Below are 17,022 nucleotides of genomic sequence, written 5' to 3'. Positions count from 1 at the left end.
GTCATTTCTCCAGGAGTTCCGGCTGTTGCAGCAGGTCGTTGATCGCAGCGAGGAACAGTGCGCCTCGATGCCCGTCGCTGGCGCGGTGGTCGGCGGCCACACTTACCTGCACCGTCGTGGCGATGCGGATGCCGCCGTCGACGGCGCAGACCTTCTCGGTGGGCCGACCGAAACCCACCAGCGCCACCTGCGGCGGGTAGATCACCCCGAAGACGGTGGCCACCCCCTGATCCCCCAGATTCGTGACGGTGATGGTCGGATCCGACATCTCCGAACTGCGCAGCGTGCCGGCCCGGGCCCGTGCCACCAGGTCGGACAGGTCGGCCATCAGCTCGTCGAGTTTCTTGCCGGGCACGTCGTGGATCGCCGGCGCGACCAGGCCCCCTCCCCGCAGCGAGATGGCGACCCCGACGTGCACACCGTCTGCCGGTTGGTACCCGTCGTCTCGCCAGAATCCGTTGAACTCGGAAAATCGCTGCGCGGCAACACCGACGGCCTTGATCAGCAGCGCGGCCGACAGCACCCGCTCGGTGATCGGTCGCTGCGCGTTGCGTTCGGCCAGCCACTGTCGTGACGACTCCATCAGCACTTCGTCGGCGAGGTAGTAGTGCGGGATCTCGCGCTTGGACCGGCTCATCGCGGCAGCGATCGCTTTGCGCATCTCGGCTGCGCGATCGGCCGCCGAACGCGGCGTGGTCTTACTCGGCGCCGGCGCCGGCGGGGCCGCCGCGGCGGCGTGCTCGACGTCGTTGATGGTCACCGCACCCTGCGGACCGGTTCCGCTGACCGCGTCGAGGTCGACCTTCAGCGAGGCGGCGAGCCGTCGGGCGGCGGGGGACACCCAACGGCGGTGCGTGGGAGCGGGTCGCGCGGCAGCAGGCGATTCGGCGGCGGCCGCCGGCGCCGCAGCGGGTTGCGCCGCTGCGGATTCGGCGACGGTCGTCGGCGCGGGGGCCGCGGCCCCGCCCGGCTTGTCACCCGGTTCCAGCAGCGTCGCCAGCGTTGTTCCCACCTGCACGGTCTGCCCGACCGGAACGAGTAACTCGCCGACGATCCCGTCGTGCCAGCACTCGACTTCCACTGCGGCCTTGGTGGTTTCGACCACCGCGACGATCTGGCCGCGGGTCACCCCGTCACCGGGCTTGACGAGCCACTGGTCGAGCGTCCCCTCGTCCATGTCCGCACCGAGCGCGGGCATCTTGAACTCGATCACGACTGGTTCCCGACCAGGTTTCGCACCGCCGCGACGATGTCGTCACGCTGCGGCAATGCCGCCTGCTCCAGGTGTTTGGCGTACGGCATCGGGACTTCTGCACTGCATACCCGGGCGACCGGGGCGTCGAGATCGAAGAACGCGTTCTCGACGATCTGGGCGGAGATCTCGCCGGCCAGGCTTCCCGTTTGCCAGGCCTCGTCGACGATCACGGCGCGATGCGTCTTACGGATCGACTCGATGAACGTCTCGGTGTCCAGCGGACGCAGCACCCGCAGGTCGATCACCTCGCAGTCGGTGCCGTGCAGCGCGAGCTCGTCGGCGGCGTCGAGGACCTTGGGCAGGCAGCCGCCATAGGTGATCAGCGTGGCGTCGGATCCGGTGCGCCGCACCGCCGCGCGCGAGATGTCGCTCGGCTGCAGCGATTCCACGTCGGTTGCGGTGTTGTACAACGCGACGTGTTCGAATATCACGACCGGATCCGGGTCGGCCTGTGCGGTGACCAGCATGCCGTAGGCATCCTGGACCGTCGCCGGCGCGAGCACCTTGATGCCCGGGACGTGGGCATACCAGCCCTCCAGGCTGTGCGAGTGCTGGGCCGCCAACTGCCGGCCCGCCCCGGTCGCCATCCTGATCACCACCGGTACCGAGAACTGCCCTCCGGACATGTGTCGCAGCGTGGCCGCGGTGTTGACGATCTGGTCCAGTGCCAGCAGGCTGAAGTTGACCGTCATCACCTCGACGATCGGCCGTAATCCCCCCAGCGCCCCGCCGATTCCGACGCCGACGAAACCCAGTTCCGACAACGGGGTGTCGCGTACCCGTTCTGGACCGAACTCCTCCAGGAGCCCCTTCGACGCGGCGTAGGTTCCGCCGTAGCGGCCGACGTCCTCGCCCATCAGCAGCGCGCGGGGATCGTCGTTCAGGATGTCGCGGATCGCGTCGTGGATCGCGGTGCGATAGGTCGTCTTCATCGGACCCCCTCCGGAATCGGGGTGAGCACGTCGCGTTCGAGATCTCCGACGTCCTCCCAGGTTCCGGCTTCGGCGAACGCGACCGCATCGGCCACCTCGGCATCGGCCGCCTCCTCGATCGCGGTGATGTCGTTCTCGTCGAGGACTCCCGCACTCAGGCACCGGTCGGCGAACGCCCGGATCGGATCGCGGGTACGCCACTGTTCGACCTCGGCCTTCTCGCGGTACAGCTCCGGGTCGAACATCGAATGAGCGCGGAATCGGTACGTGCGGAACTCGATGAAGAACGGCCCGCCGACGGTGCGGATATGGTCGGCCGCCTGCTGCGCCGCGTCATGACACGCCGTCACGTCCATTCCGTCGACCGCCAGCGTCGGCACGTTGTAGGACGCCGCCTTGGCGGTCAGGTCGGTCTGCGACTGGGCGCGCTCGAGCGCCGTCCCCATCGCGTAGAGATTGTTCTCGCAGCAGAACAGCACGGGCAGGCGCCACAGCGCCGCCATGTTCAGCGATTCGTGAAACGCACCCTCGGCGACCGCCCCGTCACCGAAATAACATGCCGTGACCCGGTTCCGGTGTTGCATCGCATCCGCGAGCCCCAGTCCCACCGCGATCGGCAACCCCCCGGCGACGATCGCGTTGCCACCGTAGAACCTGCGGGCGGCATCGAACAGGTGCATCGATCCGCCCCGGCCCCGCGAGCAGCCCTCCTGTTTGCCGAACATCTCGGCCATGATCGCGGTCATCGGCACACCGCGAAGCAGCGCATGCGCGTGTTCCCGGTAGGTCGCCACGACCGCGTCTTCGGCGTCGAGTGCCCGCAGCGATCCGGCGGCCACCGCCTCCTCCCCGACGTAAAGGTGCAGGAAGCCACGGATCTTCGTCTCGCCGTAGAGTTCGGCGCACTTCTCTTCCATCCGGCGCACCCGCACCATGTCCGACAACAGGGCGCGCGACAGGTCTTGGGACAGAACGTCGCTCATGAACGCACCGCCCCGGCATCGGCATGCTCCGGGGTCTCGATGGTGGAGGTGTCACCCTCGGGCAGGCCGAGTTCGCGGGCCTTCAGCAGCCGCCGCATGATCTTGCCGCTGCGGGTGTGTGGGAGCGCGTCGACGAACTCGATCTGCTTGGGCGCCACCGCTGCGCCCAGCCGGACGCGCGCGTGCGCCATCAACGCGCGTCGGAGCTCCTCGTCCGGGGAGTAGTCGTCCTTCAGCGTGACGAAGGCCTTGATGAGTTCGCCCATGGTCTCGTCCGGGATTCCGATGACCGCCGCTTCGGCGACCGCGGGGTGGTCGGTCAGCGCGTTCTCGACCTCGAACGGACCGATGAGGTGGCCGGCCGACTTGATGACGTCGTCGGCGCGGCCGACGAACCAGAAGTAGCCGTCCTCGTCGCGGTGGACCAGGTCGCCGGTCAGGTACAGCCCGTCGGCGAAACTGTCGCGGTAGCGCTTCTCCTGGTTGAGGTACCCGCGGAACATCGAGGGCCAGCCGGGTCGCAGCGCCAACTCACCGTCGACTCCGGGTTCGGTGACGACCTCCACCGAGCCGTCGTCTCGGCGGTGGACCACCGAAGCCTCGACCCCGGGCAGCGGGCGGCCCATCGATCCGGGCTTGATGTCGAACGCCGGGGTGTTGGCGACCATGATGCCGCCGGTCTCGGTCTGCCACCAGTTGTCGTGGATGGGCAGGCCCAGTACCCGCTGGCCCCACCACACCGCCTCCGCGTTGAGCGGTTCGCCGACACTGGCGATGAACCGCAGGTTCGGGAACGAGAACCGGGCGGCGAGTTCGGGGCCGGCCTTGATCAGCATGCGGATCGCGGTCGGTGCGGTGTACCACACGCTGACACCCTGGCTCTGCAGGATCCGGTACCACCGTTCGGCGTCGAAGTCGCCCTCGTCGACGACCGACGTCACACCGTGCAGAAGCGGCGCGATGACGCCGTAGGACATGCCGGTCACCCAGCCGGGATCGGCGGTGCACCAGTAGATGTCGTCGGCATGCAGGTCCAGCGCGTACAAGCCGGTGACGTAGTGCATGGTCACCGCGCCGTGCACGTGCAACGCCCCCTTCGGGGTTCCGGTCGTCCCGCTCGTGAAATGGAGCAGGGCCGGATCCTCGGCGGTGGTCGGCTCGATCGGCGCGTCATCGCCCACCGCGTCCATCGACGGCCAGAACCCCACCGTGCCGGGCGCCGAGTCGTCGGCGGCGTCGTCGACGATGAGTACGTGCCGCAACGACGGCACCCGGTCGCGGATCTTGGCGACCTTCCTGTCGTAGTGCGCGCGGGTGGTTACCAGGACATTGGCCTCACCCAGGGTGAGCCTGGTGGCGATCGGCTCGGGGCCGAACGCCGAGAACAGCGGCGACACGACGCTTCCGTTGCGCAACGCCCCGAGGATCGCGATGTAGAGCTCCGGGCAGCGGCCGGCCAGGGTGAACACCCGATCGCCTTTTTCGACGCCCAGCCCCCGCAGCACGTTCGTGAAGCGCCTCGCCGATCGCCCCAGTTCGGCATAGCTGAGATCGGTGACGGTCGGCTCGCCGTCACCGCCGTCGGCGGGCACGAAGCGCAACGCGGTACGCAGGCTCGCCGGACCGTCGGTGTGCCGGTCGACGGCGGCGTAGGCGATGTTGCACCCGCCACCCCCCATTCCGGCGCAGACATCCGGGACGTCCTCCCAGGCGAACGCGGCGCGCGTGGCGTCGTAATCGGCGAGATTCGGGGCGACCCGCCAGCTCTCGGCGTCCTTGTGGATGACGCTCATGACACCTTTCCCGGGCTCACCTGGGGCAACACGCCGGCCCGGATCGCGGCGCCGATGTTGGCCATGACGCGGTCCAGCAGTGCCTCGTAGGCCGAACCGTCATCACGAAACGCCTCATGCCCGCGGTGGCGCAGGAACGCGTCCAGTCGCTGCTCGATGGACCAATCCTGGTAGATCTCCCCGGCGAACTCCGAGGACAGGAACTGCCAGGCGACGTCGTCGAGCCGATCGCGGGTGCCGACGATTGGGTCTGTCGACGCCATTCTTGCGCTCCTCTCAAGCGGCCTCTCGAGAGGCCGAACGTCCCTATGGTCTGCCTCACTGCCGGGCAGCGATAGAGACGAAAGTCACATCACGACGATAGGCGCTCCCCGCCGTGCCCTGCACCCGGCCCCCGCATCAACCGCATCGATGGCGCCATCAACAGCGCCGTCAATGGCGACGCGCCACGATCACCGGCACCCGGGCGTCCCTGGCCACGGCCGCGCCGACCGATCCGAGCAACGCACCGCGGACCTCACCGCGGCCGTGGCTTCCGAGGACGACGAGCTGCGCCCGCTCGCCCTGGATGAGCAACTGACGCGCCGGGTTCGAGTACCGGATGACGTGGTGGACGCGGACTGCCGGAAAGCGGTCCCGCAACGGCGACAGGGACCGGGTGAGGGTGGCCTCGGCCGCCTCCATGAACACCGGATCCCGATGTCCGCTGGCCGGCGGCGCCTCGGCGTCATGGCACGCATGCACCGCCAGCAGGTCCACGCCCCGCCAGAGCGCTTCCTCGAAGGCGATCTCGGCCGCGAGCTTCGAGGAACGCGACCCGTCGACCCCCACCAGCACCGGCCGATGCGCACGCCACTCCGGGGCAGGGTCCTCGCGGACGATGGCGACGGGACAATGCGCATGATGGAGCAGCCCGCGGACGACCGGACCCAGCTCTCGGCGGTGCCTGCCGGCGATCCCGTGATGGCCGACCGCGATCATTTCTGCCGTCTTGGACAGACCGGCGAGCGTCGACGCCGGGTGCCCATGTGGATGGGCGGAGGCGATCTCGGGGATGTTCTCCCCGCTGTCCGCGGCGGCCGCAACGGAGCGGGCGATGACATCGTCGATGTCGGTGTCGCGGGGTTCGAGGACCTCGTCGGGGATTCGGCCGGCGGGCTGGGCCATCGTCGATGCCGGCGCGGTGGACTCCGCGACGACATGCACGACCGTCAGCCCCACGTTGCGAAACACCGCGGCCTGCGCAGCCCAGCGCACGGCGACGAGCGAATGTTCGGAGCCGTCGGTGCCCACCACGATCCCGGCAGGAGCTTTCCGTTCTGACATGTCGAAACTCCTTCGTGGGCTGGAGGATACAGATCGATCAATGCCGATGGACGTTTTCCTGGAACTCTGTCATCCGGTGTTGGGCCCGTTCGTCGGCCGCCCGCTGTTCGGCGGCGGTGACGATGATGGCATCCGATCCCGGAAAAACCGTCGCCTCGTGCTCGGAGTCCAGCCAGCGCACCACGTACGGCGGTGACCCGTCGTGAGAGTGCACGTCGGTGATCAACCCTCGCCGGTCCGGTCGATCGACGGTTGTACCTTTGATCACCAGCCAGTCACCAACTTCGGCCTTCATGGATACTCCCCTCTCCGCCGCTCGGGCTAGCCCACGCCGTGTCGATCGGGCCCCGCGACCGGCGCAGACACTACCCGCTGAACCTGGCCTTCGACCCGTCGTTTGATGCCGAGCAGCATGCCTCGGGTGATGAACGCCCTGGCCGGCCCGATCAGCTCGGCCACCACGACCTCGGCAGGGTGACGAAGCGCCAACCGTGACCTGATCAGCAGCCGGCACCGGCCGTCCCCGTACGGGATCACCCGGAACGACCACACCACGTCCCAGGGCAGGCGTGGCTGCGCACGCAACACGATCGACTGTCCGTCGGTCATGTCCGCGACGCTGAGCTCGAGACCGTCGGCAAGGCCGAGCCAGCCCCTGGGTACCAGCCTGACCACGTCGCCGACGGCGATGTGCTGCCATTCCGGATGGATGCGGTCGGCGTTGTGGTAGCGCAGCCCCATCGCGTTCTCCAGCTTCTCGAAGCTGTAGAGGCCGCCGCGGTCCTGTCCCATCTGGACCAGCCACGGCCAGACCTGCTCGGCGGAGGCGTTGATCCACACGGCCTCGGTCGCCTGCAGAACGGGAGCCGCGAGGAGTTCGTCGCCCGGCATCGCCCCGCCGGATTCCGCCTTGGTGGTGCCCCAGTCGCGGAAGTAGCGCCGGGCGGCATACAGCAACGCGCCCGCTGCGAGCGCCTTCACCGTCTTGTGCGCCATGGTTCGAGCTTCGCCCCTCGACGGCGGGGGCACAAGGGCCGGTAGTCCTCTGCTCCCGCGTCGTGGGCCCGCCCGCCCGCCGGACAGGGATTTCCGCTGGACAGCGGGCGCATACTTGAACCGATGACCGGACCCGAACACCAGCCCCGAAAACCTGTGATCCTGACGGTCGACGACGATCCCGCGGTGTCCCGCGCGGTGGCCCGCGACCTGCGCAGGCACTACGGCGAGAAGTTCCGCATCGTGCGCGCCGAGTCGGGGCCGGACGCACTGGAAACCCTCAACGAACTCAAGCTGCGCGGCGAGACCGTCGCGGTGTTCGTCGCCGACTACCGGATGCCACAGATGAGCGGCATCGAGTTCCTCGAAGCCGCGATGGACATCTTCCCGATGGCCCGGCGGGTGCTGCTGACCGCCTACGCCGACACCCACGCAGCCATCGACGCGATCAACGTCGTCGATCTCGACCATTACCTGCTCAAGCCGTGGGACCCGCCGGAGGAGAAGCTCTACCCGGTGATCGACGCCCTGCTCGAGGCGTGGCGGGCCACCGGTGATCGGGCGATCCCGCACACCAAGATCATCGGCCATCCGTGGAATTCGCGATCCTCCGAGGTGCGGGAGTTCCTGGCCCGAAACCGGCTGTACTACAAGTGGTTTCGCTCCGACGAACCCAAAGGCGCACAGTTGCTGGAGGCGGCCGGCCAGACCGGCATGACGCTGCCGGTGGTGATCACCGAGCAGGGCGAGACACTGGTCGATCCGACCGACGCCGAGCTGGCCGCCACGCTCGGCCTGACGACCACCCCGTCGGGCGACTTCTACGACCTGGTGGTCGTCGGGGGCGGGCCGGCGGGTCTGGCGGCCGCCGTCTACGGCGCGTCGGAGGGTCTAAAGACCGTGCTGATCGAACGCACCGCCACCGGGGGACAGGCCGGACAGAGCTCGCGCATCGAGAACTACCTGGGCTTCCCGGACGGACTGTCCGGGGCGCAGCTGGCCGAGCGGGCCCGCAGGCAGGCCGAGAAGTTCGAGGCCGAACTGATCACCGCCGCCGAGGTGACCGCGCTGGAGGTGGACGGCAACGCCCGCACCGTCCGGCTGTCCGACGGGCGCTCGATCGGCACCCGCGCGGTGATCCTGGCGATGGGCGTGGAGTACCGGCAGCTGCCCGCGGAGGGATGCGCGGACCTGACCGGCGCGGGCGTCTACTACGGCGCCACCGCATCCGTGGCCGCCGACTGCGAGAACGACGAGGTGTACGTCATCGGCGGCGCCAACTCGGCGGGACAGGCCGCGATGCATCTGGCGCGCACCGCGAAGTCGGTGACGATCGTCAGCAGGCGCACGCTCGAAGACTCCATGTCCTACTACCTGGTCCAGCAGATCAGGGCGCAGGAGAACATCAAGGAGTTGCCGCACACCGTCGTGCACGCGGTCAGGGGCGACGGCCACCTGGAAGGGATCTGCCTGGAGAACACCGAGACGGGCGCGCGCGAGGAGTTCGACTGCGGCCGGATGTTCATCTTCATCGGCGCGGAGCCGCGCACCGACTGGCTCGACGGCGTGGTGGTCCGCGACGACCACGGGTTCATCGTTGCCGGCCCGGACCTGCGGGACGTCAGCGGGTGGACGCTGGAGCGCCCCCCGCACCACCTCGAGTCCAGCGTTCCCGGCGTGTTCGTCGCCGGGGACGTGCGTTCGGAGTCCGCCAAGCGCGTCGCGGCCGCGGTCGGTGAGGGCTCGATGGCGGTGATGCTGGTGCACCGGTATCTGGCCGAGACGTAACCGGGCGTACCGGAGATGGCCGACCTGCGGAATCAATGCCACGCGGCACGCGTTTCACTACATCACCGCGATCACCGCGATCACCGCCGTCATCGCCGTCACTGCCGCGTAGGGCCGCCCGGAGCCGAATAGGTCACAGGAAGGATTCCCCATGGGCGAGACATGCCTGCCCGACGAACTGCGCACCCTTTTCCTGTTCGAGGCGCTCACCGACGAACAGCTGCAGACGTTGTGCGAAAACGGCCACATCGCGACCTTCGAGCCGGGCCCGATCTGCACCGAGGGCGATCCGGCGACCTGCTTCTACGTGCTGATCGACGGCGAGTTGGTGATGTCGAAACGATCCGGCGGCGTCGCCATCGAAACCAACCGGACGTCGCAGCGGGGCGTGTACTGCGGCGCGTGGTCGGCCTACATCCCCGGCGAGGAGCAGGTCTACCAGGCCTCGGTACGGGTGACCCGGACCTCGCGGTTCTTCGTGCTGGACGCCGCCGCGTTCGCCGAGTTCATGCAGAAGGAGTTCCCGATGGCGGTGCACCTGCTGGAGGGACACATGGTCGGCGGGCGCCGCCAGCGTCAGATCCTCGGCCAGCGGGAGAAGCTGCTGGCCCTCGGTCAGCTCTCGGCCGGGCTGACCCATCAGCTCAACAACCCGGCCGGGGCGACCGCCCGCGCCGTCGCCGACCTGCGTGAGGGGGTCGGCAAGATGCGCCACAAGCTGGCCATGCTCGCCGACGGCAAGTTCACCCCGGCCGCGCTGAAGGTCCTGGTCAGCATCCAGGACGAGGTCGCCGAGCAGGTGGCCAAATCGAAGTCTCAGGAGCTCTCGGCGCTGGAGACCTCCGACCGTGAGGATCAGATCGGCGACTGGCTCTCCGATCACGGGATCGCCGGCGCATGGGATTACGCGCCGACGTTCGTCGACGCCGGCCTCGACGTCGACTGGCTGGAACGGGTCGAGGCCTCGATCGACGACGTCGACTGCTCGGCGACTCTTCCGGGGGCGCTCGGCTGGCTGAAATACACCATCGACAACGAGTTGCTGATGAACCAGATCGCCGAGGCCAGCAAGCGGATCTCGGCGCTGCTCGCCGGCGCCAAGCAGTACTCCCAGATGGATCGCGCGCCGTACCAGAGCGCCGACATCCACGAGCTGCTGCACAGCACGCTGATGATGTTCGGCAACAAGATCGGTAAGGAGAACCTGGTCAAGCTGGTCAAGCAGTACGACACGTCGCTGCCCGAACTGCTCTGCTACCCGGGCGATCTCAACCAGGTCTGGACCAACATCATCGACAATGCGATCCAGGCGATGGACGGTCACGGCACCCTGACGATCCGCACCATGCGCGAGAACGAGGACACGATCCGGGTCGAGATCGGCGACGACGGCCCGGGAATTCCCGACGACATCATCGAGCGGATCTTCACCCCGTTCTTCACGACGAAACCGTTCGGCGAGGGCACCGGGCTCGGCCTGGACCTGGCGTGGCGGATCGTCGTCGAAAAGCACCACGGCCACCTGTCGGTGCGGTCGGCGCCCGGGAACACCACGTTCGCCGTCTGCCTACCGCTGCAGGCGCCCGCCCCCGAGATCCCCACCGAGACCCGACACCGGAAAGGACACCGAATGACCGGAGGCGCCTCACTCAAGCCCGACATCGGCCGCTTCGGTGTGTGGACCGGCGCACCGGTCACCCCGGAGCAGGCGGTCGAGATCGAACGGCTCGGTTACGGCGCGGTCTGGGTGGGCGCCTCGCCGGCCGCGGACCTGGCGTTCGTCGAGCCGATCCTGGAGGCGACCCAGAACCTGCAGGTGGCCACGGGGATCGTCAACATCTGGACCGCCGACGCCGGCGAGGTCGCCGAGTCCTACCACCGCATCGAGTCGGCCCACCCCGGCCGGTTCCTGCTCGGCGTCGGGGTGGGCCACCCCGAACACACCCAGGAGTACCGCAAGCCGTTCCAGGCGCTGGTCGACTACCTGGACGCGCTGGACGCGGCGAAGGTGCCGACCAGCCGGCGCGTGGTGGCCGCGCTCGGACCCAAGGTATTGCAGCTGGCCGCCCAACGCAGCGCAGGCGCGCATCCCTACCTGACCACGCCGGTGCACACCGGGCAGGCGCGGGAGCTGGTGGGCCCGACGGTGCTGCTGGCCCCCGAGCACAAGGCGGTGCTCACCGACGACCCGGACAAGGCCCGGGAGGTGGGCCGCCGGACGGTCGACTTCTACCTCGGGCTGTCCAACTACGTGAACAACTGGAAGCGGCTCGGCTTCACCGAGGAAGACCTGGCCCGGCCGGGCAGCGACCGGTTCATCGACGCCGTGGTCGCCCACGGCAGCCCCGATCAGATCGCGGCACGGTTGTCCGAGCATCTCACGGCCGGCGCCGACCACGTCGCCATCCAGGTGCTGGGCGGTGCCGACGAGCTGCTGTCGACGCTGGAGGAGCTGGCCGGGCCCCTCGGCGTCGGGGGGCGCTGACCGCTCAGAATCCGATGCTGGTCTGATCGTCGATCACGGCCATCGCGTCGATCAGCTCGGGCTCCTGGTCCACCGGCCCCTGGGCGTCGAGGGCCAGCAGAAAGACGTTGTCCGGACCGGGGATCACGACGGTTTTTCGGGCGATGAACATCTGCTCCCCGTCGATGACCGCGGTGCCGGCGATCTGCACCGCGTCGAATCCGCCCAGCTGGCTGGGCTGGCCGGTCACCGGGCCGTCCCAGCCCGGCGCCCGGGTGACCGCGTTCGGTGCGTATTCGAGCAGTTTGTCGGTGTCGACCTCGCCGTCCAGGCGCGCCATCCGGGCGACGATCGCTGGCGGGTTCGGCGTCTGCGCGGCCGAGGTCAGCACGATCGCCCCATACGCGTCGGCGGGGATGTCGGCGCCGATGTCCTCCCACCCCGGTGGCATCGGCAGGTTCAGCTGCGGTGCGCCGGGGTCACCCCGCTTCACCGCGGTCTGGCCGACCCCCTGCTCGCGCAGGTATTCGTCGATGGTCTGGTTCTGCGCCGGCGCCGCCGGGGTGGGCAGGCCGGTACTCGGCTGCGCGGAGGTCGACGTCACCTCCGAACTCGACGTCACCACCGACGACGGGGTCGACGTGTCGGTGCCGGAGCCGCAGCCCGTCAGCCCGATCACTGCCGCCGCGGTGCCCAATGCACAGATCGCCACGGGTCGTCGCATGTCGTGCCCCCTCACCGGATTCGGAGCCGAACCCGCGTTCCAGCAGACCACAGTCGGCACCCCGTCGATGCCCGTTTCGACGCGATCGCGGTGACCGTCGCAGGGCGGGCAGGACACCGGCGACTAGTGTTTGTGGTCATGCGGTTGCTGGTCACCGGCGGTGCGGGCTTCATCGGCGCCAACTTCGTGCACGCCACGGTGCGCGACCGCGCCGATGTCGCGGTGACGGTGCTGGATTCCCTGACGTATGCCGGCAGCCGGGAGTCACTGACCCCGGTCGAGGCCGACATCCGGCTGGTGGAAGGCGACATCACCGATGCCGGCCTGGTCGGCAAGCTGGTCGCCGAGTCCGACGCCGTCGTGCACTTCGCGGCCGAGACGCACGTCGACAACGCGCTGGCCGACCCCGAGCCGTTCGTGCGCTCCAACGTCCTCGGCACCTTCACGATCCTCGAGGCGGTACGCCAGCACGGCGCCGGCACGCCGATCCGGCTGCACCACGTGTCGACCGACGAGGTGTACGGCGACCTTCCGCTGGACGACCCGGCACGGTTCACCGAGTCGAGCCCGTACAACCCGTCGAGCCCGTACTCGTCGACCAAGGCCGCCGCCGACATGCTGGTGCGGGCCTGGGTGCGGTCCTACCGGGTGGCCGCGACGATCTCGAACTGCTCCAACAACTACGGGCCCTATCAGCACGTGGAGAAGTTCATTCCGCGACAGATCACCAACATCCTGACCGGCAGGCGCCCGAAGCTCTACGGCACGGGCGCCAACGTGCGTGACTGGATCCACGTCGACGACCACAACGCCGCGGTGTGGCGGATCCTGACCGACGGCGCCCACGGCCGCACGTATCTGATCGGCGCCGACGGCGAGCGCGACAACCTGTCGGTGCTGCGCGCGATCCTGCGATTGATGGGTTGCGGCCCGGATGAATTCGACCACGTCACCGACCGGGCCGGCCACGACCTGCGGTATGCGATCGACCCGACGCCGTTGCGCGACGAGCTGGGCTGGAGGCCCCGCCACACCGACTTCGACGCCGGGCTGCGCGCCACGATCGACTGGTACCGCACCCACGAAGCCTGGTGGCGGCCGATCAAGGATGCGGTCGAGGCGACGTATGCGGAGCGCGAACAGTGAAGGCACGCGAGCTGAAGGTGCCCGGCGCGTGGGAGGTCAGCCCCACCGTGTACAGCGACTCGCGCGGCGCGTTCTTCGAGTGGTTCACCGATCCCGGGTTCGCCGCGTTCGCGGGCCACCGCCTGGACATCCGGCAGGTGAACTGCTCGGTGTCGCGGGCAGGCGTGCTGCGCGGGGTGCACTTCGCGCAGGTGCCGCCCGGCCAGGCCAAGTACGTGACGTGCATGCGCGGCGAGGTCTTCGACGTCGTCGTCGACATCAGGGTGGGGTCACCGACGTTCGGGCGCTGGGACGCGGTACTCCTGGACGATCGATCGCACCGCTCGGTCTATGTGGCCGAGGGCCTGGGCCATGCATTCCTGGCTCTCGACGATGATGCGACGGTGGCCTATCTGTGTTCGGCGGGCTATGACCCCGTACGGGAGCACACCATCAATGCGCTCGACCCCGCGCTCGACATCGCGTGGCCGGAAACCGTTGGGCCACACGTTCTTTCCGATCGCGATCGCGATGCACCGAGTCTCGAGCAGGCGCAGGCCCGGGGTCTGTTGCCGACCTGGGCGCAAACCCGGGACCATGTCGACGGTCTCCGCATGAGGTAGCTACCCGGCTGCGAACCTAGTCGCTGTCGCCACCGCCGGACTTCTCGCCACCGCCGGACTTCTCGCCACCGCCGGACTTCTCGCCACCGCCGGACTTCTCGCCACCGCCGGACTTCTCACCGGCATCGGACTTCTCACCGGAACCGGACTTCTCACCGGAATCGGAGGTATCCGACTTCTCGTCGGAGCCAGGCGTGTCGGCAGCTTCTGTGGCCTCGGACTCGCCTGCGGTGTCGGATTCCTCCTCCGACCCGCCTACGGCCTCGGGCTCCTCCGACCCGTCTGCGATCTCGGATTCACCGTCGGTGGGCGCCGTGACGTCCTCGACGGGCGCTTCCGGCGTTTCGGTGACCGCGTCCACGGCGTGCTCGTCAGCCCCCGCCCCAACTTCCGGCGTTTCGGAGGTCACCTCGCCGAGGCCGTCTCCCGTGTCGGCAACCCGTTCGGCCTGCCCGTCCGTCGCATCTGGCTCGGCGGACGCGGTCGAGGCATCGCCATCGACGGACTCCGCGACCGACGCCGCCGAGACCTGGGGCGCAAGGGCGAACACCTCGCTGCGGGGTTCTACGATGCCGGTGACCACGTTGCCAAGCGCGGCGTGGAGATCGTCGCGGACGAACAGCAGCACTCCCCCGAAGCCGTTGGCGGCATCCGCGCCATAGCCGTCGAAGTACGCCGAGACCAGATCCGACGGGAAGGAGTCCTGACCGAAGACCGCGTCACTGACGGCCAACGACACATAGCCGAGCACGCCACCCAGCCCACCGTCGACGAAACTGCTGACCAACTCCGACGGGACCGAACCTGCCGGAAACACCGCATCGCTGAACGTCGACAGCGCATAGCTGAGCACGCCACCCAGCTCGCCGTCCTTGTAGGCTTCGACCAGCCCGTCGACGAAGTCCTGCGCAGATTGGGTGGTCAGCAGCAGCGCATCTTCTGCCGAACTCACCGCGGCGACCAGGTGCAATCCCTCGACGAGGGCCGCGGGGTCCACCGACGCGACATCGACCCACGAGCCCTGAGTCGCGCTGAGCCGCACCTCCGTTTCCGAAACGACAGCTCGCTCTCGCATGGAGAGCGCCGGCGAAATGGCCGGTGCAGCGACCAGGGCGCCGACTGTGATCGCCGCTGCGCCGACGGAAAGCGGGTGTCGAATTGCCATCACATTCTCCTCAGCGGGTGGGAACAAAGCAACTCAGGCGAGCGTATAGCAACGCAATGTCCCGCGCGATTCGGGCTGCCGAATACCGTGATGGAGTTTTACCGATGTTCAACTCGAGACTGGGAAGTAGCTGACACTCTCATGTGCAAGAGCCACATTTCTGCTGTTAAAGAGCGGAATATCCCGGAAAGCATGTCTGCCGAGAAGCCGCGGAGTCCGACGGGGGTTTTCCAAAAGGCGGAGTTTTTCGGGGCTCACTGCCGCGATATACCGCCATTTACGGCAAACGAAATTGAATGCTGGTTGTGCGCGCGCCCGCGCGGACCGAACGACAGGGCGATCGGCGACGCATGGCCGGTTACAGCGGCGGCGGCGCCGCGGAAACGGGGCCGGCGTCCGGCCGTGAAACGCGTCCAGGACCCGACCTCGTACGGGCAGAATGGTAGAGGAATGAAGTGAGGGTCATCTATCATTTGTCGCCGACGCCACTATCAGCCGCCGTTATGGCGGGCGACACACTTCAGCGATTGCGATAATTCCCGGAATGCCCCCTGACCACCGACGATCCGACGCTGCCGCCAATACCGACAGGATTGTCACCGCCGCCCGCCTGCTGTTCGCCCGTGAGGGCGCGGGGGCGACGTTGAGCAAGGTCGCGGCGGCGGCGGGGGTGTCGGAAGCCACGCTCTACCGGCACTTCCCCAACCGTCAGGCCCTCGCAGTGGCGGTCTTCCAGGAGATCTTCGACCGCGACGTGCGCACGGCGATACTCGATCTCGACCTCGACCGGACATCGCTGCGGCAGATGGTCCTCGACATCATCGACGACTTCGCGACGACGATGATGCACCAATCGGAGTTGTTGTCATCAATCGACGGCCTCGCCGCGGTCACGGCGCGATTCATGACGCGCGACTCGGCACGCCTCGAGGACCTCATCGCCCGGACCAAGGCCGTCCGCCTGATCCGCGCCGACGTCACGGCCGAGGAGGCCGCGACGCTGATCGCGATGATCGTCGCCAGCGCGGTTCAGATGAACCTGCCTCGCGGTCCGCGTCGTCGCTACCTGGCACTCGCCTTCGACGCGCTCACTCCCCCAGCCTCCGAGCAGTCCGATTTCCGGCGTCGGCCACAACGGCACGCCGGGCCGGTGAAGCCGTGACGTGTGCCGCGCCGCCGGCGTGGTAACGCCGCCGCCGATGCCGACGATACGGATGAGCAAGCCGACAAGTGGTGATGCCCCGTGAGGAGAGTCCGTGCTCGATCCGAACCAGGTGTTCCACAGCATGTTGGCAATGAACGCGCTCTTCGCCTCGCTTGCATGGTGTTTGGCACGGCCGAACCGGGCTTCGATCCTGTCGGTGCTGGCCTTCGCCGCTCTCTGGCCCTTTGTCAACGGGCGGTTGGAGGGACGCATCCTCGCCGTTATCAGTCCTGGCCACGGAATCACGGAATCCGACCTGCTTTCCGTGTTGGCCGTCGTCGCGGTGGTCGTCCAGGTGGCCAGGAAGACCACGGCCCGCGTATCGGCGAAACCTCCTGCGGACGCCGGCCGTCCTGTGCCGGTCGACGTGGCCGCTCCGCCCCGCCCCAGCCGTCCGCGTGCCACCCGCCAGCCACATCTGTATCCACATCCACGACCGGCGTCAGCGCGGTGGTCCGAGACCAGGGCCGCAAGTGCGCCACCCGCCGACCGGGCGCCGACCGTGCCGATCCCGCTGAGCGACCCACGGAGGGCGCGCGTGGCGTGACTCGGTCTCATCGGGCCGCAGCCGCGATCCTTCGAGTTCTGCGGCAGCGCCACCGAGTGCCAGCGGCGCCACAACCAAGACATCCATAGCCGCTTCG

General features: G+C 68.4%; 16 protein-coding genes and 1 pseudogene. 7 read left to right on the top strand and 10 right to left on the bottom strand.

What is annotated here, in order from left to right; genetic code table 11:
* Position 1: 1 nt before the first annotated feature.
* From JDV09_RS08505 to JDV09_RS08470, 8 genes are all read right to left on the bottom strand, one after another.
* Positions 2 to 1,213 (bottom strand): dihydrolipoamide acetyltransferase family protein, encoded by a 1,212-nt coding sequence (locus JDV09_RS08505; RefSeq protein ID WP_221368672.1) that lies wholly within the window; start codon positions 1,211 to 1,213, stop codon positions 2 to 4.
* On the bottom strand, positions 1,210 to 2,187 hold the full coding sequence (locus JDV09_RS08500; protein WP_221368671.1) for an alpha-ketoacid dehydrogenase subunit beta: 978 nt from the start codon (positions 2,185 to 2,187) through the stop codon (positions 1,210 to 1,212). The genes JDV09_RS08505 and JDV09_RS08500 overlap by 4 nt, the downstream gene beginning before the upstream one ends.
* The gene (gene pdhA / locus JDV09_RS08495; RefSeq protein WP_221368670.1) at positions 2,184 to 3,170 is read right to left on the bottom strand and encodes a pyruvate dehydrogenase (acetyl-transferring) E1 component subunit alpha; all 987 of its coding nucleotides are present in this window, start codon (positions 3,168 to 3,170) and stop codon (positions 2,184 to 2,186) included. Before pdhA ends, JDV09_RS08500 begins: the two co-directional genes overlap by 4 nt.
* Positions 3,167 to 4,963, bottom strand: a complete 1,797-nt coding sequence (gene acsA / locus JDV09_RS08490; protein WP_221368669.1) for an acetate--CoA ligase — start codon at positions 4,961 to 4,963, stop codon at positions 3,167 to 3,169. Before acsA ends, pdhA begins: the two co-directional genes overlap by 4 nt.
* A complete protein-coding gene (locus JDV09_RS08485; RefSeq protein WP_221368668.1) occupies positions 4,960 to 5,226 on the bottom strand; it encodes a hypothetical protein in 267 nt (88 codons plus the stop codon). The genes acsA and JDV09_RS08485 overlap by 4 nt, the downstream gene beginning before the upstream one ends.
* A 169-nt stretch (positions 5,227 to 5,395) precedes the next feature.
* Complete coding sequence (locus JDV09_RS08480; RefSeq protein WP_221368667.1) at positions 5,396 to 6,289, bottom strand: universal stress protein; 894 nt, start codon at positions 6,287 to 6,289, stop codon at positions 5,396 to 5,398.
* Positions 6,290 to 6,326: 37 nt separating this feature from the next.
* A complete protein-coding gene (locus JDV09_RS08475; protein WP_221368666.1) occupies positions 6,327 to 6,584 on the bottom strand; it encodes a DUF1918 domain-containing protein in 258 nt (85 codons plus the stop codon).
* Between the two features lie 26 nt (positions 6,585 to 6,610).
* Positions 6,611 to 7,285 carry an SRPBCC family protein gene (locus JDV09_RS08470; protein WP_221368665.1) on the bottom strand — a complete coding sequence of 225 codons (675 nt, stop codon included), beginning with the start codon at positions 7,283 to 7,285 and terminating at the stop codon, positions 6,611 to 6,613.
* A 123-nt stretch (positions 7,286 to 7,408) separates the two neighbouring features.
* On the opposite strand from JDV09_RS08470, the gene JDV09_RS08465 reads away from it, so the two are divergent.
* The 3 genes and pseudogenes from JDV09_RS08465 to JDV09_RS08455 all read left to right on the top strand — a co-directional run bounded on the left by JDV09_RS08465 (position 7,409) and on the right by JDV09_RS08455 (position 11,558).
* Positions 7,409 to 9,073 carry an NAD(P)/FAD-dependent oxidoreductase gene (locus tag JDV09_RS08465; RefSeq protein WP_221368664.1) on the top strand — a complete coding sequence of 555 codons (1,665 nt, stop codon included), beginning with the start codon at positions 7,409 to 7,411 and terminating at the stop codon, positions 9,071 to 9,073.
* Positions 9,074 to 9,224: 151 nt separating this feature from the next.
* Positions 9,225 to 10,673 (top strand): annotated as a pseudogene (locus JDV09_RS08460) (ATP-binding protein); the annotation flags it as partial.
* A gap of 30 nt (positions 10,674 to 10,703) precedes the next feature.
* Positions 10,704 to 11,558 (top strand): LLM class F420-dependent oxidoreductase, encoded by an 855-nt coding sequence (locus tag JDV09_RS08455; protein ID WP_221368715.1) that lies wholly within the window; start codon positions 10,704 to 10,706, stop codon positions 11,556 to 11,558.
* 4 nt (positions 11,559 to 11,562) lie between these two features.
* On the opposite strand, the gene JDV09_RS08450 is transcribed toward JDV09_RS08455, so the two are convergent.
* On the bottom strand, positions 11,563 to 12,261 hold the full coding sequence (locus tag JDV09_RS08450; protein WP_221368663.1) for an LpqN/LpqT family lipoprotein: 699 nt from the start codon (positions 12,259 to 12,261) through the stop codon (positions 11,563 to 11,565).
* 138 nt (positions 12,262 to 12,399) lie between these two features.
* Here JDV09_RS08450 and rfbB point away from each other — a divergent pair, with 138 nt between their 5' ends.
* Positions 12,400 to 13,407, top strand: a complete 1,008-nt coding sequence (gene rfbB, locus JDV09_RS08445; protein WP_221368662.1) for a dTDP-glucose 4,6-dehydratase — start codon at positions 12,400 to 12,402, stop codon at positions 13,405 to 13,407.
* Positions 13,404 to 14,009: a dTDP-4-dehydrorhamnose 3,5-epimerase gene (rfbC, locus tag JDV09_RS08440; protein WP_221368661.1), complete on the top strand. Its 606-nt coding sequence runs from the start codon at positions 13,404 to 13,406 to the stop codon at positions 14,007 to 14,009. Before rfbB ends, rfbC begins: the two co-directional genes overlap by 4 nt.
* Before the next feature lie 16 nt (positions 14,010 to 14,025).
* On the opposite strand, the gene JDV09_RS08435 is transcribed toward rfbC, so the two are convergent.
* Positions 14,026 to 15,006, bottom strand: a complete 981-nt coding sequence (locus JDV09_RS08435; RefSeq protein WP_221368660.1) for a prolipoprotein diacylglyceryl transferase — start codon at positions 15,004 to 15,006, stop codon at positions 14,026 to 14,028.
* A gap of 712 nt (positions 15,007 to 15,718) precedes the next feature.
* Between JDV09_RS08435 and JDV09_RS08430 the strand changes: the two genes are divergently transcribed.
* Both JDV09_RS08430 and JDV09_RS08425 read left to right on the top strand, forming a co-directional pair.
* The gene (locus JDV09_RS08430) at positions 15,719 to 16,336 is read left to right on the top strand and encodes a TetR/AcrR family transcriptional regulator (RefSeq protein ID WP_221368659.1); all 618 of its coding nucleotides are present in this window, start codon (positions 15,719 to 15,721) and stop codon (positions 16,334 to 16,336) included.
* Between the two features lie 94 nt (positions 16,337 to 16,430).
* Entirely contained in the window at positions 16,431 to 16,925 is a 495-nt protein-coding gene (locus JDV09_RS08425; protein ID WP_221368658.1) for a hypothetical protein, read from the top strand.
* Positions 16,926 to 17,022: the final 97 nt, after the last annotated feature.

Source organism: Mycolicibacterium xanthum, assembly GCF_019710635.1.
Lineage (GTDB): Bacteria > Actinomycetota > Actinomycetes > Mycobacteriales > Mycobacteriaceae > Mycobacterium > Mycobacterium xanthum.
The sequence above is the reverse complement of the archived record's forward strand: the minus strand, read 5'-3'. Positions and strand labels throughout refer to the sequence as shown.